The sequence below is a fragment of the uncultured Sphaerochaeta sp. genome, from assembly GCF_963676625.2.
GTDB lineage: Bacteria > Spirochaetota > Spirochaetia > Sphaerochaetales > Sphaerochaetaceae > Sphaerochaeta.
Window position 1 is genome coordinate 60,772 of the sequence record NZ_CAXXYB010000005.1, and the last position, 15,186, is coordinate 75,957.

Annotated in this window: 13 protein-coding genes and 1 tRNA gene; 4 read left to right on the forward strand and 10 right to left on the reverse strand. The window is 39.4% G+C overall.

The window, feature by feature from the left end; all coding sequences use genetic code 11:
* Nucleotides 1-45 precede the first annotated feature (45 nt).
* Entirely contained in the window at nt 46-525 is a 480-nt protein-coding gene (locus ACHZBG_RS09905) for a DUF6530 family protein (protein ID WP_320129301.1), read from the reverse strand.
* The gene (locus ACHZBG_RS09910; protein WP_320129302.1) at nt 522-872 is read right to left on the reverse strand and encodes a GIY-YIG nuclease family protein; all 351 of its coding nucleotides are present in this window, start codon (nt 870-872) and stop codon (nt 522-524) included. Before ACHZBG_RS09910 ends, ACHZBG_RS09905 begins: the two co-directional genes overlap by 4 nt.
* A gap of 132 nt (nt 873-1,004) precedes the next feature.
* On the opposite strand from ACHZBG_RS09910, the gene ACHZBG_RS09915 reads away from it, so the two are divergent.
* Both ACHZBG_RS09915 and ACHZBG_RS09920 read left to right on the forward strand, forming a co-directional pair.
* Entirely contained in the window at nt 1,005-1,613 is a 609-nt protein-coding gene (locus ACHZBG_RS09915; RefSeq protein ID WP_320129303.1) for a Crp/Fnr family transcriptional regulator, read from the forward strand.
* Between the two features lie 62 nt (nt 1,614-1,675).
* Entirely contained in the window at nt 1,676-2,941 is a 1,266-nt protein-coding gene (locus ACHZBG_RS09920; protein ID WP_320129304.1) for a hypothetical protein, read from the forward strand.
* A gap of 100 nt (nt 2,942-3,041) precedes the next feature.
* Here ACHZBG_RS09920 and ACHZBG_RS09925 read toward each other — a convergent pair whose 3' ends face one another.
* Entirely contained in the window at nt 3,042-5,390 is a 2,349-nt protein-coding gene (locus ACHZBG_RS09925) for a Smr/MutS family protein (RefSeq protein WP_320129305.1), read from the reverse strand.
* Nucleotides 5,371-6,345 (reverse strand): ribosome small subunit-dependent GTPase A, encoded by a 975-nt coding sequence (gene rsgA / locus ACHZBG_RS09930; protein WP_320129306.1) that lies wholly within the window; start codon nt 6,343-6,345, stop codon nt 5,371-5,373. The genes ACHZBG_RS09925 and rsgA overlap by 20 nt, the downstream gene beginning before the upstream one ends.
* A 72-nt stretch (nt 6,346-6,417) precedes the next feature.
* Here rsgA and ACHZBG_RS09935 point away from each other — a divergent pair, with 72 nt between their 5' ends.
* Both ACHZBG_RS09935 and ACHZBG_RS09940 read left to right on the forward strand, forming a co-directional pair.
* Nucleotides 6,418-6,996 carry a pentapeptide repeat-containing protein gene (locus tag ACHZBG_RS09935; RefSeq protein WP_320129307.1) on the forward strand — a complete coding sequence of 193 codons (579 nt, stop codon included), beginning with the start codon at nt 6,418-6,420 and terminating at the stop codon, nt 6,994-6,996.
* Nucleotides 6,993-7,601 carry an MBL fold metallo-hydrolase gene (locus ACHZBG_RS09940; protein WP_320129308.1) on the forward strand — a complete coding sequence of 203 codons (609 nt, stop codon included), beginning with the start codon at nt 6,993-6,995 and terminating at the stop codon, nt 7,599-7,601. Before ACHZBG_RS09935 ends, ACHZBG_RS09940 begins: the two co-directional genes overlap by 4 nt.
* A gap of 2 nt (nt 7,602-7,603) precedes the next feature.
* Here ACHZBG_RS09940 and ACHZBG_RS09945 read toward each other — a convergent pair whose 3' ends face one another.
* From ACHZBG_RS09945 to ACHZBG_RS09970, 6 genes are all read right to left on the reverse strand, one after another.
* A complete protein-coding gene (locus ACHZBG_RS09945; protein WP_320129309.1) occupies nt 7,604-8,563 on the reverse strand; it encodes an RluA family pseudouridine synthase in 960 nt (319 codons plus the stop codon).
* Nucleotides 8,563-8,898, reverse strand: coding sequence for a hypothetical protein (locus tag ACHZBG_RS09950; RefSeq protein WP_320129310.1), 336 nt, complete (start codon nt 8,896-8,898; stop codon nt 8,563-8,565). The genes ACHZBG_RS09945 and ACHZBG_RS09950 overlap by 1 nt, the downstream gene beginning before the upstream one ends.
* Nucleotides 8,895-9,590 (reverse strand): YggS family pyridoxal phosphate-dependent enzyme, encoded by a 696-nt coding sequence (locus ACHZBG_RS09955; protein WP_320129311.1) that lies wholly within the window; start codon nt 9,588-9,590, stop codon nt 8,895-8,897. The genes ACHZBG_RS09950 and ACHZBG_RS09955 overlap by 4 nt, the downstream gene beginning before the upstream one ends.
* Entirely contained in the window at nt 9,587-10,426 is an 840-nt protein-coding gene (locus tag ACHZBG_RS09960) for a hypothetical protein (protein ID WP_320129312.1), read from the reverse strand. The genes ACHZBG_RS09955 and ACHZBG_RS09960 overlap by 4 nt, the downstream gene beginning before the upstream one ends.
* A gap of 147 nt (nt 10,427-10,573) precedes the next feature.
* Nucleotides 10,574-10,645 (reverse strand) — tRNA-Val (locus tag ACHZBG_RS09965).
* Nucleotides 10,646-10,680: 35 nt separating this feature from the next.
* Entirely contained in the window at nt 10,681-15,159 is a 4,479-nt protein-coding gene (locus ACHZBG_RS09970) for an EAL domain-containing protein (RefSeq protein ID WP_320129313.1), read from the reverse strand.
* Between the last annotated feature and the right edge of the window lie 27 nt (nt 15,160-15,186).

The window sequence follows — 15,186 nt, forward strand, 5'->3', positions numbered from 1 at the left end:
GAATTCAATCCTAACATGTGAATATCATTTCTGCAACAATTCGCATCAATACCCCATCTCTTGCAAGGTTTTTGAAAGAAGCCGGAACCGCTCTCCCAATAATTCACCATTTTGCCCCATATAATCGGCTAAAAGTCGAATGTCAGTATCGATCATGGGATTTTCGGTACAAACGCCAACATTCAAGGCATCCCCTTGCATGCCAATACGGTCTATTTGCGGATTGCTTGGGTCATAGTATTTGGGCATCCTATAGGCTTGTTGAAAATATTGGCTTGTCCTGCATATAAGCAATGCGAGATCCAACACTCTATTCAAGGGTAACTCTTCACTTTGGCGAGACCATTTGTCACTGGTATATCGCCAAACCTTTGCTGAAATTTCCACGTTTCCCCTATCATTCCATTGGGCAAGTCCTATGGACAATCCTTTTGCATCAGATTCATTTGCCCTTTTTCCATCTACCTTGTCATAATCCTCACTTACTATGATAGGCTTGTGCTTCAATTCAGTCGGAATCTTCATACCAATAACTCCCTTGCATTTTTCAGCGATTCAAGTACCAATTCTTTCAAGGTCTTCAGTTCTTTCCTATAATCTTTTTCGGGGTTTTCCTTGTCATAAGGAAGCTCTTCCAATATCTCAAAGGCAAAAGCATCCAAACCATATTGCTTATATTGTTCTTGAAGATACGGATTTTGCCCCAAAGAACCTACTGACAATCTGAAAAGCAAGGAATTCTCCATTATTGTAAGATCAGATGAAGAACCAATGAATTTTTCGCCAGTAGGCTTGCACACCAAAGCAAAACAGCCCATAGGAGGTTTTCTTTCTTTATATTTGGCAATCAATTCTTTTCTGTTTTCTTTCATGTGCTTCTTCCCTGGTTGTAAATATTACATAAAGACCTTATATTCTTACTTAATTAGTAATTTAGTAATTTGCTTAATTAGTAAATACCATATGATAAAAAAAAGCAAGATGCCAATAAAAAGGAGTTGCCAATGTATAGGGAAAGACCAAAACCCATTCAAGATAGTGGATATCAGCAACTAATGAATACCCTTTCCGAATTTTCCTATATCCCTGAAGAAGAAAGAACTAATTTCAAAAAGCGATTGCACGTTACAGAAATTCCGAAAAATTCACATTTCATTACTATTGATGATATTCCATCAACAATAGCATTCATTGTAGAGGGCTTGTTTCGTGTATATTTTATTTCTGATTCAGGCAAGGAAAACTGCCTGGTATTCCGGGGAAAAGGAAGATTTCTCTCAGCATACAGCTCCTTTCTGGAAAGTAGAGCCTCTCAGTATTCCTTTCAGGCCTTGGAAGACAGCATATTGCTATACATAACGATAGAAGATTACAAAGAACTATTGGCAGGCAATGATTGCTGGCAATGTGTAGTCTCAAAATATTCCCAGATGCTCTTTATTGAAAAAGAAAAGAGGGAACGGGAATTTCTCAGTGCTGACGCAAAAACAAGATACAGAATATTCATGAACACATATCCTACTTTGTCTGGAAGAATTTCCCAATATCATATCGCATCCTATCTTGGAATTACTCCGGAAGCCTTGAGCAGAATACGTAGCCAAATTCATTGATCTATATCAATGACAACTACTATCAATTTAATTACACTTCTAATTGAAAAGGAATACAAGTCATGAAATACAAAGCAGAAATATTCGATAAGGTACAATATCTGTACGAAAAAACAAAATTCAACGATCATCAACTTCATTGTGTCATTCGATTCAATGGCAAACTCAATATACCTGTGTTGAAAAAATCGGTGATGTTGCTCTTGCAGGTAATACCAATTTTATCATGTGTCTACCGACACGATGATGGTAACGATTATTGGGAAAGTGTTCCCACTCCTTCAATAGATGCTCTTTTTCATATCGTATATGAAAAAGATGCATTCGAGCATTTTACGACATCGAAAACTGATGCCTTTACCGGTCCTCAGATCCTATTTTGTCTCTACCGGACAAATGAAAAAGATGCTCTTTCGATTATAATGAACCATATGATAGGTGATGGTGCAGGATTCAAGCAATGTCTCTATTTATTTTCCAACCTGTATTCCAACCTTTTGGAAAATTCACGCTATGTTCCGAATTTCACCATTAGTGGTGAAAGAGGATTTCAAGGGATAATTCAGCAAATTCCATTCAAAATCCTAATAAAATCCATGCTGTTTCATAACAAGGAAAGCAATCAAGACAGCAGTCTCGAATTCCCCTTGAGCAAGGATATGGATATCTTTCCGTTCATCCTTACCCGTGAACTGGATTCTGAAAAGTTCATGCAGATACGCACCTATTGCAAAAGGAATCAGATCACGATAAATGATGTGTTTCTTGCCGCTTATCACAGAGCACTACTGCTAGAAATACCAGAAGCTGGCAACATACTTTCCCTACCCCTTATGGTTGATATGCGACGATATTTGCAGGATAAAAATTTTAGGGCGCTTACCAACCTATCTTCTACAAGTATCATACATATTCCAATAAAAGCAGAAGAAAGCTTTGACGATACTGTTTATACCATACATCGCATGGTAAAGAACAGAAAACATGATATCGGCGTGAATGGATTTGTAAAACTCAATATGGGTTTCAAGTTCCTGAGCAATAAATCAAGTTACAAACTCACTAAAAAAGCTTTACGGAATCCACCGATTTGCATGACAAACATCGGAATTCTCGATGATACCAAACTGGTTTTCAGTGGAACAGAAATAGAGGATGCCTTTATTTGCGGTTCCATTAAATACCGTCCGCATTTTCAAATAGCGATAAGCAGTTTCAAGGATACTTTGACAATCAGCAGCAACCTGTATGGCAGCCGCCAGGATTATGAGACAATCGCGCATTTTCTTTTTCTGGTGGAAAAGCAACTGCCCCTCTCAAATTCCTAGAAGGCAGATCTTTTCGAATATGTAGTTTCTCTTACAACTCAAGATCATGGGTTTACACGAATCTCAAGGAGAAACCCTATACCTTGTCTGTATGGAAAATCTACAGCATTACATAGGTTTTTCCCATGCCGCCATCTTCAGGCAGTGCAAACCGGTAATCTGTTACACTAGGATGTGCTTTGAGGTATTCACCTATTCCCCTACTCAAAATGCCATCTCCATAACCATGGATAATAGAAAAGGAGGACATCCCGTGAACCAACGCGCTTTCAATTTGCATATCCAAGGAACCCAAGGTTTCTTCCAGATTCATGCCTCGCACATCAAGTACCATTTTAGGCGTTGGGGCATCGCTTTGATAGAGTACCTGGACTTTTTTCTTCTCTCGCTTTGGAAGGGAAAGGTCTTTCTCTTTCATGGTAAATTTCATTGTTCCTATAGCTACTACCCAACTTCCCTTTCCAGCTTTTCTAATTATTCGGCCTTCTCTCTTGGCAGAACCGCATAAGACATCCTGATTTTCCTTGAACTCGATGAAATCCTCTCTATTTTCAGGGGTAAGTTGAGCTCGTTCCATTTCAATCTGGTTTTCTGTGCTATTCTGTTTCTCTTCCAAGGAAGAGACAAAAGCCTTTACTTTTTTTGTTTTCTCGCGAGTTATTTCGCCATTTCGAAGATCAGCTACAAGGTTTTCCAGTTCTTTTCTCTTCTCTTTCATGAAACGGGACAATTGTGACGACTGCTCTTCCTTCACGATCAACTCTTGTTGCCTGACCCTCAATTCCTTGAGTTGCACTTCCCTGGTCTTTTCCTGCAAAAAAGAAAAACGTTCATCAATTTTTCTTTCACGAAGATCCGCCTCTTGTTTTTTCTTCTCAAGTCCCTTGATTATTTGCCCGATCTGTATTGCCTCGCTTCCTAGATATTGCTTTGCCTTGTCAAGTACGACTTGTGGCAAATTCATGGAACGGGCAGTATCAAGAGCATGGCTATCACCTGGGATGCCATTGATTACCTTGAAGGTTGGATGATGGGACTGTTCATCAAATTCCATGGAGGCATTGATTACATCTTCTTTTGCATACGCAAATTGTTTCAACACTCCATGGTGGCTGGTAACAAAAGACAATCGAGCTTGATCGATGCAAAATTCCAGGATTGCCCTGGCAAGGGAGGCTCCTTCCACTGGATCCGTACCACTTCCCAGTTCATCCAAAATAACGAGGGACCGGTCACTTATATGATGCAGGATAAAACCTACTTGTTTCATATGTCCGCTGAAGGTCGAAAGTTCTTCTTCTATGCTTTGATCATCCCCGATATCCGTAAAAATATCGTCGAACAAAGGAATTGAACTTCCCTCCTGGGCAGGAATGAATCCAGAGAATTGATTCATGAGGGATAAGAGACCAACAGTCTTGATTGTGACAGTTTTACCTCCAGCATTGGGGCCTGTAATGACAACTGCCTTGATATTTTCTTCAAAATCTATAGTTATAGGGACAGCCTTGGAGCCTAATAGCGGATGCCTTGCTCCAAGGAGTCTGCATAGGTCAACAGTACTATCGGTAGCAGTTGCATGGGTCATTTGAGCATATCTTGCCAAGGCAAATAAAGCATCAGTAGTACTGACCAAATCATGCAAGATTTTTAGTTCGGTCCGTACCTGTTTTACTTTCTTGTCAAGTTGTGAAAGAATTTTGGCAATTTCTACGAGAATCTGGTTCTCGGCCATAACCACGGCATTATTCATTTCTACCAGTTTATAGGGTTCCATAAATACCGTATTGCCTGAGGTAGAAGCCCCATTGATAAATCCCTTGACCTCTGTTCTTCTGTCATTACGTACAGGAATTACCAATCGCCCGTCCCTGAAGGCTCCTTGATCACTTTGAACCAATGAAGCATTTGTATGTATAAATTCATGGGAATACCGGGAACGACCTTGCTTTGCACTTTCAACTTGCCGTTTCAAGGCCTTGATTGCAGGATGAGACTCTTTTACTTGTCCATCGGCTTCAAGAACCTCTCGTATTTCCTTTGAAAGAACGACAAGCGAAGGATCAATATGTTCACCCATCAAATCCTTGATGGCCAAAAGCATTTCATTGTTTTCAAGGCAACACTGGCAAAAGGATTGTAAAATGCAGCCACTTTCAATGTAATTGGCTACACTTGCTAGCTGATATCCATCCAAGGATTTCATAGGATCTTCAAGAATTGAAAAAACCTCGGCAATATCATTGAAGGCAAGAGGAATTTCAACATTCGGGGAACTGAGCAATCTCAAAAAAGCAGCAACCTTGTTTTGGCGTTCTAACAAAGCCTTTCTATCGGTCAAAAAAGAAAACTGGCGTAGCTCGCGCACCCCATCCATACCCAATGCGCAACCTTCCATCTTTTTAAGGACAGCAGGAAACCCCAATTCCTCAATACTCTTCTTGTTCATCGTTTTCCATACTCTTGTAACGTGTATTTGATTGTTGGCTCTTTCCCATCCACTCAGGGGCTTTGGTATCAAGAGAGGCAAGCATTCTCAGATAACTATCATATCTGTCAGAATGAATTTTCCCTTGTTCCACCAACAATTTCACCTTGCAGTCAGGTTCATCATTATGCAGGCAATGATCATAGGAACATTCCTTAGAAGGTTCCCTGAACTCAGGAAAGGATTCAGCTATCCTATGAGGATCTCCATGGGGAACCAGAATTTCCCGTACTCCCGGAGTATCTACAAGAATATAATCTGGACCTTCGATCATCAAGGAATAATTGGTAGTATGTTTTCCTCTGTTGTATTTTGCTGATACTTCATTGGTCTTCTGTTCTGTTGAAAGGAGTCTATTGATCAAGGTGGATTTACCTACCCCACTTTGCCCGACAAAAGCAACGGTTTTTCCTGCAAGCATCCTATTGAGATCCTCTAGATTTTCGCCGGTTTTCGCACTTACACCGATTATCGGATATCCAAGTTTCTTGTAGAGGGCAAACCGTTCGAATTCATCCTCAGTGAGCATGATGTCATTCTTGTTCATGACCAACATTACGGGAACTTCCTGACAACAGGCAATGACCCTGTCAATGAACCTTGGCCGAAAGGGAGGAGTATCAGCGCTGCAAACGCATACAATCATATCCATATTGGCAACCACTGTCTGGTTGCATTGGCCCTTGATATTCCAACGTTGAAAAGAATTCTTTCTATCAAGGCGATCGGTAATCAATCCCTCGTTCGTTCCTGAGACAACAAAAGCAACCATATCACCTACTGCAATGGGATTATATTCTCCCACTACTGAAGTTAATTGTTTACCCTTGATCCTGCAGAGGTACCGATTCTCATTTTCACTGACTGAGTAAATATTGTTTATCCCCCGGGTAACCAGGCCGATATGTTGCTCCATATGTTCTCCTGAATGTACTGTACATGCAAACCCTGTACTTGACAACCTCCGCTAATTTGATACTGTAATGCTATGTTTAGTTTTAAAACTTGCTCCCACCCCAATTGCCATACGTATGTCTGTTCAAATGATACGCTATGCTTCCGTCATAGTCCGGATAAAGAACGTTTGCGACAAGAATGCATTGATGCCTTGCTCGGGGAAAAAGAAATTGTCGATCTTTCCATTACCCATACAGAATTTGAAGATCTTATCGTAGCAAAAAAGCAAATTACTGCCAGCAATATGGCCTGGTGCACCTTCCGGAATATTGATTTCAGTACTTGTTCCTTCATGACTAGCTATTTTGATTTTTGCCTTTTCGAGAATTGCAAGTTCAATGAAATCTTCTGCAGATATTCTGTCTTTTCCGGAAGCAAGATGATTAATTGTGATTTTTCGGAATCCGTTATCAATCATACCAACTTTGCTGGAATAGACACCTTGTTTTGCAATTTCAGTTCCTGTGACCTTTACTTTTCATCCTTTTCTTCCAGTTATCTTCGGGACACATCCTTTGAGGATTGCAACTTGAAGAAATCTGATTTTCATTATACCGACAAACGGCGGGTATCGTTTCGTTATTCCAATTACGAGGATGCAAGACAGTGAGAATTTATCAGCATTTTTCCATAATAGGTTTCTGTAATACCTATCTCGTTGCCCAGGATGGAGGTGGAGATGCCATGATCATCGATCCTGGCCATGTCGATATAGAACTGATCAATCTGATAGAAAATAATAAATTCAAGCTGAAAAGCATACTCTTGACTCATCGGCATGCTTCCCATACAGAAGGCGTCAAAACTTTATTGAAAATTTATAATCCTACAATATATGCAGCTGCAATTTCCATCTATGAATATCCAGTGACAATCGTCAGGGATAGGGAAATCCTCGATATTTGCGGGTTATCTGTTGAAATCATTCATGTTCCGGGACATAGCCTCGATAGTATGGCTTATAAAATTGATCATGCCCTTTTCAGTGGCGATACTCTTTTTTGCGGCAGAATCGGATCGACGACCGGTTACATGGAAAAAGCTGTATTGATCCAATCCATCTATCAAAGATTGATGAGCCTTGATGAAAATATCCTGCTCTTCCCAGGGCATGGGACTCCCAGCAAACTCAGGATAGAAAGGATGTTCAATAATGATCTTATGCAATTGGGCCCGATAGAAACCGAGCGTGAACGTTGGAGGGAAACCGAATAGATTTACAATGTCTGGTTCTTGATAAAATTTTTGAAACGCTGGGGCATTGGGGAGCGAAAACATAGTCGTTGCTTTGATGAGGGACTTTCCAGAGTCAAACTCAAGGCATGCAACATCAACGTTGTCCCATCTGGTTTGCCATAGATGACATCGCCCACCAAAGGATGGCCAATCGACGATAAATGGACTCTGATCTGATGGGTACGTCCGGTATAAATACGTATTCTCAGCAAGGCAAAGCTCTTGTATTGCTTCAGTACCAAATATTCAGTTTCGGCTCTTTTCCCTTCATTCTCAGGGCATACTGCAAATTTCTTCCTGTTCTTCTTGTCCCGGGAAAGATTGGTTATCAATTTTTCCTGTTTCTTGTTAAAATTACCCTTGGCAAGCGCAATATACCATTTTTCGGTGGCATGCTCCTTGAACTGGGCTGCAAGATTCCTATGGCTTTCCCTGGTGCGGGCAATGACCAACACTCCACTGGTATCCTTGTCCAGTCTATGGACTATACCTGGCCGAATTCTTTCGTTTTGCAAGGTAGGGATCATCTCCTCTTCCTCTTCTTCCTCATCGGTGTCATTGGTAGTAAAAGAAGAACCATATCGGTATAGCAAGGCATTGACTACAGTTCCTTCGTAATTACCATTTGCAGGATGAACCACCATCCCTTGTTTCTTGTCAATTACCAATATATCTGTATCTTCATATAACACAGTGAGCGGAATATCCTGAGCCTTCAATCCTTCAAAAAATTCCTGGCTATAGGATATATCTATTTCATCACCTTCCTTCACCAACTTACTTTTCTTTTCCCTCTTGCCATTGAGCAAAATAGTGGTGGTAGCTAAACTTAGGGTTCCCCTACTTATTACCGTTGTATGAGAAGCAACATAGGCATCCAGTCTATGTCCAGAAGTCAAGGACTCAACCGTAAAATGTAGATTTCCATATTGTATAGCCATTATTTTCCCTGCACTTCACCGATTATATAATCGGCCAGTGAAATTCCAGCAGAGATTATTGAAGCAATACCCGCTTGTAAAAGAAGAGCATTGATATCAGAAGAAGCCGCAGGGGCACCAAGGTAATTGACTGCCAAAGAATACCCTAGGGAGGCAACAGGCAATGTTAAAGCCAAGGAACCAAAGAAGAGACTTTCGGCACGTCTCAATTTATATGTCCAAATAGGGAACTCGTTTTTTTCATAGGGAGTATACGTTGGAAGAGCCTCACAATACAAACCAAGACTGGAAGACATGAAAACTACAAGACATAGTAGCAATATTACTTTTTTCATACAGTATAATCCCGTTTCCCAAAAAGACGTGTACCTACGCGAACCATGGTTGATCCCTCAGCTATCGCCCAGGCAAAATCCGAACTCATTCCCATACTTAACGTATCGAAACAAAATTGGGGATATCGTTGTCTGCAGGAAAGTTGCACTGTACGTAATTGTTTGAAAGCATTACGTACGGTCCTTTCACTTCCCTCAAGCGGCCCTATTGTCATCAAACCTTTTATGTATATAGAATTGAATGCTACCATCCCATCCAAGGCCCGATACAACTCATCAGAAGTTTCAAATCCACTCTTGCTTGACTCCCCGCTAGTGTTGAATTCCAGAAGAATCGGTATTCTTTTTCCGATGGCCAAGGCTTCTTCCTCTATTTTTATTGCCAGTTTCAAGGAATCGACACTGTCTATGCCATCAACAAGAGGAACTATCTTTTTGACCTTATTCGATTGTAAATGCCCGATAAGGTGCAATTCCATAGCCGAGGGATGTTCTTTTGGAAACTTGGCCTGAACTTCTTGTACCTTGTTTTCACCAAATAATCTTTGACCAAAATCATAAGCTTCCAGAATTTCCTCATAAGGATGCAATTTACTCACTGCCATCAGGGAAATATCGGAAAGAGCTCTTCCACTAGCTTTTGCTGAATCTTCCATTTCCTGTAAGATCTTTCTGATGTTCTCCTGAATCATTTATCTTTCCTCTTTGCATATTCTTGGGAAATGTCCTTAGCTTTCTGCTTAAGCTTGAGCTTTTGCATTTTCATTTTTTCCCGATAATTCCGCATATTCATTTTCAACAATTCAATTTGCAAACGAGTCTCTTCATTGGAAGAAGTGATGGAAGGAAAGGCATTCACGATTTTTCTTGAAGATGTATTCAATCGGATCTTCATTTCCTCAAATTCATCACTCATTTTTACTTTGAGCAACTCAAAAGCATTTGCAGGGGTCTCTCCTTGCAAAATTGCAAGTCGTTCCTCAAGCTCCTTCCCTTTCTTTCTTACTTCTTCTAGTTGTCTCTGGAAGGATGCCATTCCATATATGCTTGCCGTTACATCCACACACATACCTATCAATATAATTCGAGATACATAAGCATCCATCCAGATGGGAATAAACGATATGAATTTGATGGTATAAGGGTGAAGCACATAGATGACAAAAACACTCATTATGCCAAACAAAGTAGAATTCAGAAGACAAACCCTTCCTTTGATATTTGCAAAATATTTGGAATAATCCCAAAGTTTTGCATTGAAGACTATTTCCAGAATCCAACTGGTAAAAAACTCGAGAATGCTTGTAGAAACCATCCCGGCAAAAAAAATCAGGATTGGATAGGCTGAAAACCGTTGGAAAAACACTATGACAATCATAGCCCCAAAACCATATATTGGAAGATACGGGCCATAAAGAAATCCACGGTTGACAAAATGCTTGGCAGGAATCGAGCAATAGGTTACTTCACAAACATAGCCTACGATAGAATACATAAAAAAATACATGATATACAAATCTAGTTGCATTAAATCCTCCAACCCTTATTCCTATAATAAACCAAAGGAGGACAGGCAACAATCAGGATTTATTGACAATTCTCATTTTCCGGTATTGTTTCGGATGTTGTTACATAAAAAGGGCAAAATAAAAGCGTACCCTTAAGAGTACGCCTTTGACCGGAGAGGGATTTGAACCCCCGACCAGTTGCGTGTAAGGCAACAGCTCTCCCGCTGAGCTATCCGGCCGACTTGAAAGACCCTACCATACCCTGTTGATTATGTCAACTATCCAGAAGTATTCTGAATGCTTTCGTCGTAAGAGGCTTCGAATAATAAAATCCCTGAACATGACCGCATCCAATATGCTTGAGATATTCCAACTGTTCCTTTGTTTCCACACCTTCGGCAATTACAGGGAACCGAAGGGCTTTTCCCAAGGAAATTATTGTTTCAAGTATTTTTGATGCCCTCTCATCATGCCCGAGAGAATGCAAAAAATTTTGGTCCACTTTCAAGATATCCATGGGAATGGAATTGAGCATATTCAAAGAAGAGTAGCCAGTTCCAAAATCATCCATGAGTATGGTAAATCCATATTTTTGCAAGGTACCCACCAATATCCTCATTTGGTCTGGATTATCCATATAAGCTGTCTCAGTGACTTCCAATTCCAACAAATGGGGTGGAACCTGGTATTTCTCTGAGGTGGCAATCAGTAAGCTGCTTAGATTTCTATCGTACAGATCCATCCTTGAAAAATTGACCGAAATAGGGACTATCGCATGGCCTACTTCCAGTTCTCCTGCGATATACTTGCAAACCATATCCCAGATGTAGAGGTCCATGGTAGTGATAAATCCATATTTTTCAAACACAGGAATGAACTCAAGGGGATTGAGAATACCTTTTTCGGGATGATTCCAACGGACCAAGGCTTCTGCACTGCTTATTTTTCCATTTTCAAGAGAATAGATCGGTTGAAGATAAAAGCAAAATTCTCCCTTTTGGAGGGCTGCTCTCATTTCATTGATAATCGTCTGTTCATCGATACGTTTGCTACTTAATAATTCATGGTAATATTCATAATTCTTCATGTAATTTCGTCTGGTCGATTTCATGGCAAGATTTGCCCTGTCACACATAAGAGGAATCAACATGGTTGTATCTTCAATGCGATATAACCCGAAAACAAGGGAAATGGAAAAATTCAATTCCTTCATGAGAGTATCAAGATTAATTGATCGTTGTATATCAACAGGATTACAAAGTTCTGACGGTAAGCAAGCAGCAAAATGATCAGCATCCAGACGTGAAAAAGTTCTTGGCGAAATGCAATAATCACGAATTGCCGATCCAACTGTCTTCAGCACCAGATTCCCGATTTCAAGACCAAATAATTCATTTATTACTGCAAACCGTTCAATATTCCAGCATACCATTACAAACTGACGTCCAGGGTTGTTTTCAAACATTCTTTTTGTTTCATCAAAAAAACGTTGCCTCGTATAGAGTCCTGTCAAAAGACAATGGGAAAGAGAATATTCCAATTTTTCGATTGCCTGCACTCTTTGTTCTTCCATCTGAGAAACTGAGGGAGCCTCATTGAATACAATATAGAAATAGATGCTCTTTTCGGAACGTTCAAAATATTTAAATATAAGATTTGTGTTGACAACCTTACCATCTTTTTTCACTACCCTCATACGGATAGAAGATGGAGATTCCGGCCATTTTGCTTGCAAGATACTTTTTTTAAAATACTGAATATCTTCAAAAAAAATGATGGATAAGGGCTCTGTTTCTTCCAATTCTTGAAGCTCTTGTACCTTATATCCAAGCAAATCCGCCAATACTTTATTTGCAAACATCAATTCCACTATATTTTCATGCAGAGCGAATATTCCTATTGACTGAGGGAAATCTTCGACTAGGTCATGTAGATTCTTTAAAATAGTCATTATTGCAATATCCTGTTCCTTTTTCTCATTCTTGACATACATGTGAACCAACGGACTTTCGTAGTCGTACGTAATTATAAATATTGCAGAAAATAGTACATAGCCTCTGTCTTTGTGTTCCAGACGGAGATCCATTTCGATCAAATTTTCATGTTTCTCAATGTTCTTGGAAAGAATATCATATAAATTTGCTAAATCGACATCAAAAAGCAAGCCCAGGCCATTATTTCCGAATTCCCTGAAATAGGAATCCCTGGAATATCCAAAAGACGAAAAGAAAAAATCGTTTGCGAAAGCAATGGGATTTCCTTCTTGATAGAAAAAAATAATAACTGAAAGTGGTATTTGATTAATTAATTCAGGCATAATCCCCTCAGTTCGATCCGAATGGGAAAGTGCTTCCAACGTACCTCCAAGTTTTTTGGGATTTCCTTTTGTATCAACAACTGTGTCGCAAGATATCCGATAGCAAGAAAAAGGGGAATTTGGGGAAAAGGCACACCGAATTATCAGGGAATTTCCTAAAGGGTCTTTCAATTCATTTTCTAGAAACAAAACAAAAATACTAAAATCATCAGGATGAATGAGAGGTGCTTTTTGATTTCCGTCAGGAAAGTTAAAGAGAACTCCCAAATTATTGGTCTCTGAAAAATTCTTTGTAAAGGTAACTTTATTTGTTATAAGGTCCAGATTCCAATAGTAGGAACCAGCCAATTCAATGAAGGACAGTACTTCTTCATTCTGTAGAATGGCTTTCTGGCATACAATGCCTTGCACAAAGCTTTCCTCTTCTTCCCTATTCAAAGAAATTCCAAGTATTGCGTGTTTTCCTTTCCATAAGATCAATTTCTTCTTGAAACGAAAAGCTATATCTGTCTTCTCTGTTCTCATTTCAAAGGCAATCCAGTTGCCATTGAAAACATCTTTTGAATTGGAAATAAGGCTTGAACTAGAAAGCAATTTATCAAAATAGGAATCATAATATTCTTCAGATTTTCCAATTCTGACACGTCCCGCTTTATTGAGAAAAAGTACTTCATTGCCAGTTTCATCAAGCAAAAATACAATTTGCTCAAGATCCTCCAGCATCCATTCTTGATTTATCCATAAACCTGCATTGGAAAAATTTACTTCGTTGTCATATACACAACATCTATTCTTGCCCCGATGCTTTGCTTTATACAGGGCAATGTCTGCCTTTTGATACAAATCCTTATAACTCTTTCCGTGTGAGGGCGCTATACTCACGCCTACGGAACAAGAAATAGGGTGAATCAATTCATGACCTTGGGAAACTTTTTTGCAAATTGAACAGCCGATTTCGAAAGCGATTGCCTCCGTTTCCAGAGAAGGGAGACATACCAATAATTCATCACCACCGATTCTTGCTATGATTTTAGAGGATTCAAATTCATCTTTTAGGATAGTAGCTACATACTGAAGGGATTCATCACCGAAGTCATGTCCAAAAGTATCGTTTATTTTTTTGAAATCATCGATGTCAATAATGAAAAATCCTGTATACGGTAGTTCTGGCGAAGTTGTTTCAATAGCAGTCTCTACAAGGTGTATTAGGGAATAACGATTCAATAACCCTGTAAGAGGATCCCTATTTGCTTGCTTGACCAATTGGATTTCTTGTTTTTTCTTTGCATCGATATCTTTCAAGCCTAAAAAGAGTGCGGAATCAGCACGACTGACATTGTTGGAAAAGTTAAAGGAAAAGAGGCACCAATGATAGCCTTCAAAAGTATTGTAGGGTGATTTTATACGAGCTTCAAAGCTTAATTCCTTTTTCCCGTTCTTGCAGAATTCCCTTAATAAATCGCACGTAGCTATGGTATCAAAAAGAAAAAGATCCTTTGGATGAATGTATGAAATCAATTCATTCTCATAGACAGCGTAGATATTCAAGGCAGGCCCGATCAAAAAACGTGCCCTTCGGTCGGCCAGGATGGGTTTACCACTTTTTACATCAAAAGCAGCAAAAAAAATAATATTTTCTCCAAGCAAGTTAAGTCTTGCCTCAATTTCATCATCAACTTCCTGGAACGTACCGATAGCACTGTAAGGAATGTTTTCTTGTGTCTTTATCAAGGTATAACTGATTTTAAAATATCTGAAAATATCATCCTTGCATCTAATTTTTAAAATGGATTCAGTACTTTCCCCTTTCATCAAATTCTCAAAATCATAGGCAAGTGCTGGCAGATAGTCCTGTGGTATATAGTTGTTCACAGAAAGGAACGTAACCGGATCATCAAATTCAAGAGGATCATGTCCCCCGAGGATAGTCTTGGTCAAAGTAGAAATATGTTTGTTTTGTAAGTTGACTTCCCACATTTCAGAAACAGAATTTTCCAATACCAAATTCAGTTTGTTGTTTTGTTGTACAATTAAAAGACTATTTCCCTTAGCTTTGGAAATATCAGAACATAGTATATTGTAAACAGGATTCCCGTCATGTAAATGTGAAAATTTTCCTTGTATTCGCACCCAATTTACGGCTTCCTTGGAGATTGGCCTGATTTCAAGGTCTATTTCCGAGTTGTTATTCTTTGCATTTGCAAAAGCAATTCTGACAAGATCCAAATCTGAAGGATGCATCAACAAAGAAGCATCCAATTCGAATTCACCTTGGAGCTTTGTATCAACAAGACCCATTAAACGTGATAATTTTTGGCTTAGATATATCACCTTGAGTTGTTTTCCTACTTCAATTACACCTACCCCACCTGGTAGATCATTGATAGAAAATTGAGAAGGTACAAGCATTTGTCCATCTAAGTGGTCATTAATCACGTTTAGCACATCCTATTGCCTTTTTGC

Bases quoted from the DNA above. Each gene is read 5' to 3' on its own strand.
- ACHZBG_RS09905 (WP_320129301.1), bottom strand. From the start codon at position 525: ATGAAGATTCCGACTGAATTGAAGCACAAGCCTATCATAGTAAGTGAG.
- ACHZBG_RS09915 (WP_320129303.1), top strand. From the start codon at position 1,005: ATGTATAGGGAAAGACCAAAACCCATTCAAGATAGTGGATATCAGCAA.
- ACHZBG_RS09935 (WP_320129307.1), top strand. From the start codon at position 6,418: ATGTTTAGTTTTAAAACTTGCTCCCACCCCAATTGCCATACGTATGTC.
- ACHZBG_RS09960 (WP_320129312.1), bottom strand. From the start codon at position 10,426: ATGCAACTAGATTTGTATATCATGTATTTTTTTATGTATTCTATCGTA.
- ACHZBG_RS09925 (WP_320129305.1), bottom strand. From the start codon at position 5,390: ATGAACAAGAAGAGTATTGAGGAATTGGGGTTTCCTGCTGTCCTTAAA.
- ACHZBG_RS09950 (WP_320129310.1), bottom strand. From the start codon at position 8,898: ATGAAAAAAGTAATATTGCTACTATGTCTTGTAGTTTTCATGTCTTCC.
- ACHZBG_RS09955 (WP_320129311.1), bottom strand. From the start codon at position 9,590: ATGATTCAGGAGAACATCAGAAAGATCTTACAGGAAATGGAAGATTCA.
- ACHZBG_RS09910 (WP_320129302.1), bottom strand. From the start codon at position 872: ATGAAAGAAAACAGAAAAGAATTGATTGCCAAATATAAAGAAAGAAAA.
- ACHZBG_RS09945 (WP_320129309.1), bottom strand. From the start codon at position 8,563: ATGGCTATACAATATGGAAATCTACATTTTACGGTTGAGTCCTTGACT.
- rsgA (WP_320129306.1), bottom strand. From the start codon at position 6,345: ATGGAGCAACATATCGGCCTGGTTACCCGGGGGATAAACAATATTTAC.
- ACHZBG_RS09920 (WP_320129304.1), top strand. From the start codon at position 1,676: ATGAAATACAAAGCAGAAATATTCGATAAGGTACAATATCTGTACGAA.